Here is a 3,939-nt window from a genome sequence, read left to right as displayed (position 1 = left end):
GCGATTAAACTTCTTTAAGTATATATGTACTATATTTAGATGCGTTCGCCCTGGCTCTGGAACGAGTATCAGCAGCAGTAAACAGGCAGAAATCAGAATTGGCAACTACCCATAACCATTCTTTCACTCCTTTAACTGACCAAGGCGTTTCATCCACATGGATGTTAGGTTGTGTCTGTTTTACCCAATTACTTAACTCAATAATGCTCGGTTCAATTGCTTGAGTAATTCGTTCATTAGTTGCGACTAACGTTCCTAACCCAATTTCAATTTGTCCCACTTTCCACAACATTTCTTGCTGTTTTTCATAGGGCATGTGTGCATAATTGTTTACCCATCCTAAAAATGCTTGTAAAGAGATTCCTAAATCTTGTCCTGGAATAATACTAATTGCGCTACAGCCTGTTTTTCTACTTTCACTGCCACAGACGCAAATGCTTTTTGACCACAGTAAACACAATCCTCTGGACGCAAGATTTCATAACGATCTACTCTGCCAAATCCCTTACGGGTTTTGCCCTGATGCCCTGGTTGCCCGCCTGGTCTCTTTTTCGGCTGATTTGATTCTTCTGGAGACGGTGATTTTTTGGTTTCGCTTTTTTTCAGGATGTCCCCAGCCGGAGGTTTCGATGAATTAGAACTATCTAAATCCCTGCTGACTTTTAAACGTTCTACTTCTTGCTGTAGTTCGTAAATGATTTTCTGTAACTCACGTATTACCTTGCTCTGCTCAATAATTATCTCCACCAGTTCTTCTTTCGGTAACTGGTTCAAGCTTTCTCTATCTAATTCTTGAGGCAGGTTTTGGTTCATATTTGCGATATTCCCCCTCAAGTGTCCCCTTTGTCAATACTCTGCCACCTGAATCCTTACGAAAGATTTTTAGTTTTCCCTGCTGAATTATTTGAGCGGATCTTTAAAGATTTACTCCCTCAGTTACAATTAAATTGGCAGCAACGACTTAGGCGAACACTGCCAGACAGCGTTAAGTTTGCACGGGCGAATTTTGAACATATTTGGATAGCTGATGGCTCCACATTAGAAGCATTATTTCGCAAGCTCAAAAGCCTGGAAGACTTAAAAACAGGACCGTTAGCCGGAAAAATTTGTACAGTTATTGATTTGGTAACTCGTTTACCCGTCGAGGTTTGGTTTAACACTAATCCCGCAGCATCAGACACCAATTTTGAAACTGGATTACTAAATTTACTATCTCCTAAAACTCTAATTTTACTTGATAGAGGTTTTTATCATTTCCAATTTTTACAACAACTTATTGACCAAGAAGTTAATTTTATTACTCGCTTAAAAGCCAAAGCATCTATTAAATACTTAAAGATTTTTAGCTATGACCATTCGGTTAAAGATCGATTGATTCAACTTGGAACTGTTCGTCGTGGCGCACCAATTCTCACTTTACGTTTAATCGAAATTAAAATTGGTAAAACTAGCTATTATTACATTACTTCTGTCCTTGACCCCAAAATATTACCTCCCTATGTCGTTGCAGATTTATATTGTCGAAGATGGAGAGTTGAAGAAGCTTTCTACGCAGTAAAACGCTTACTGGGGCTATCTTATTTGTGGACTGGTTCTATTAATGGTATCAAGCTACAAATCTGGGCTACTTGGTTATTTTATGCTGTTTTGATTGACTTAGGAGATGCTGTTGCAGACGAATTATCTCTGCCATTTGACCGCATTTCTTTGGAGATGATATTTCGCGGTTTGTACCATTTTAGTGTCGCATATGACAAAGGTAAAGCGGATGACCCGATTAAGTACTTCGCTGCCCCAGAGAATCAAGACTTAGGCGTGGTTAAATATCTGCGAAAGCCAGTCTCCAAGCTAGATTTGTCTCCTTTTCCTGCACCCTCTTGACAAATGTACAATCACTCTAACCTCTTACGAGTGGCTCGGCATTGGCTCAACAGTTTCTTTTGTCTACTTAGACTATTTTAATACAAGTTTCTTATTTACAACTTTTGGATTATAACTTTTGGGTCATGTTTTATGAATTTAGCACTTCTACATTTGGTGAGATAAAACAATGATAGTAGCTAGAACTAAACCTACTGAAGCAACGATTAGGTTCATAATCAATCATAAATAATGTAATTGAATCTGGCTCATTCTTGGAAACTTGCGATTATGCCTTTTCACTGCTTCGTCTTTTGGAATGAAGAGTTGGTATTCTGTAATTCACTTATTTTTTCTCGCCATAGCTGGTCTATTTCGCTAATTGATAGGAGAAGAATATGGCTACGTTTAAAGAAGCAACGGTTCAGGGATTGGACACATTGGTCTATCTATGGAATCACGGAAATACATTCACAAACTGTAGCGGCGGTGGCTGCTTTTGGATGGCTGGCAACTTCTTCCACACTGCTGTTAAAAGTATGCTTAAAACTGGGTTGCAAGATACATATGGCATAGGTAAAGAGGCGCTGGCTTATTTTGACGGATTTATAAAAGACACCGCTAATCCAAGGAATTGGCGCCAGGAATACGGTTTCTGGGTGGATGACTACGGATGGTGGGGAACTGCTTTTATCTACGCGTATTTTGCCTCGGACAAACTTGGTTATGATCCATCTATGAAAGAGAAGTTCGCTCTCAATGCCAAAAACTGCTGGGAGGCGCTGAACGCTTGTTGGGACAATAGCCCAATCTATTGGCAGAAGGATGGTAAGAATTACACTATAACTGGTGGCATACCAAATACGTTGGATGCTGCGCCGTTAGCTGGGCGAAACTGTGTTACGAACGAGTGTTATTGGCGCTTGAGTACGATACTTGGGAACACGTTTGGTCAACACTATCTTGATCCAAATGCCAATGCTAATAATTTTTTTCTAGAGGCCAAGACTCAGAGCATTCTCTTTGATAGTTCGGGTCTGGTGTATGAGCGTTTCTTGGGATTACCCAATACGGATTATCCGACCTGGACATGGCTTGGCGATCAGGGTCTATTTGCCATCTCCTGTTACTTTAACAGCCAAGGTATGCCAGGTGTTTTTGACCAAGCTCAAGCCAAAAGCATCATCAACGCCGTTCAAACAAATAAAAAGACTGCAAGTGGTGTGCTGCATGAGGATTTAGCGCCATACAGCGAGTACCAGCTTGATTATGCCTGTGGAAAGGGTACATTCATGCGTAATCTTGCCTACGTGAACGATAATATCCATAACGCATTTCCAAGCAGTGCGTATGATTCTTATATCAAGCTGAATGCCATAGCGGTGTGGAGAAACCAACAATCTGGCGGGATTTTCCCGTATTATTGGGACGCTGAATCGACTGAGCCAACTTCTTGGGGCTATAGCCAGGCTACTGCCAATGCTGTATTGCACGCTGCTGGTTTGAGTGCAATTAATGCTGCCTTGCCCTGGATTCAAGACCAGCCCATTGACTAGTAAATTGAAAGTCGGATGGAGTGCTGCTTGCTTCGTGGTGTTCCCTCCGACTTGGCGAAAATAGAAGGTTCCTGTCACCAAGTGCAGCCTTGTAAAGTTTTGTAAAAATGACCGATTTTTCCACCGGTTTTGATAATAAATACAAATGATAACATTGCCTAGTTTGTCTCCTTTTAGGCAATGTTTTTTAGTTTTGAGACGGAGCAATAATACTTTGAAACAAATACTTTTATGTACTCCAAGCTCTGTTTTAGGCAAAGTTTTTTTATGTCTGTGCGCTAGAAAAAGTATTTGTGCAACTTATCTTGTCACTTAAAGGATAAAGTGGTTCTTGGCAACTTTTGATACTGCTGGCGAAATATTGCTTAACAAATAAGTTGGCTCCATCAAGAGTTATTTAGGATCTAAAAAGCGATCGCATGAGGTATCGTTCGATGTCACTGAATCCACAACCGGGCTATACTGTACCTGTAGCGACCTGCAATACTAATCGCTCAAACCTGCAATCAAGACATTTACAAAC

1 protein-coding gene and 2 pseudogenes are annotated in these 3,939 nt (G+C 40.5%); 2 read left to right on the top strand and 1 reads right to left on the bottom strand.

The features are described 5' to 3' along the window. Positions 1-40: 40 nt before the first annotated feature. A pseudogene (locus RMY63_RS41240) lies at positions 41-813 on the bottom strand (IS66 family transposase); the annotation flags it as partial. Between the two features lie 60 nt (positions 814-873). Between RMY63_RS41240 and RMY63_RS41235 the strand changes: the two are divergent. Further along, positions 874-1,869: pseudogene (locus tag RMY63_RS41235) on the top strand (IS4 family transposase); the annotation flags it as partial. A 389-nt stretch (positions 1,870-2,258) separates the two neighbouring features. Further along, complete coding sequence (locus tag RMY63_RS41230) at positions 2,259-3,416, top strand: hypothetical protein (RefSeq protein WP_322734200.1); 1,158 nt, start codon at positions 2,259-2,261, stop codon at positions 3,414-3,416. Positions 3,417-3,939 lie beyond the last annotated feature (523 nt).

Origin of the sequence: Nostoc sp. ChiQUE01b (assembly GCF_034531255.1) — a bacterium.
GTDB lineage: Bacteria > Cyanobacteriota > Cyanobacteriia > Cyanobacteriales > Nostocaceae > Nostoc.
Note: the sequence above shows the minus strand (reverse complement) of the source record. Positions and strands in the feature narration are given on the sequence as shown.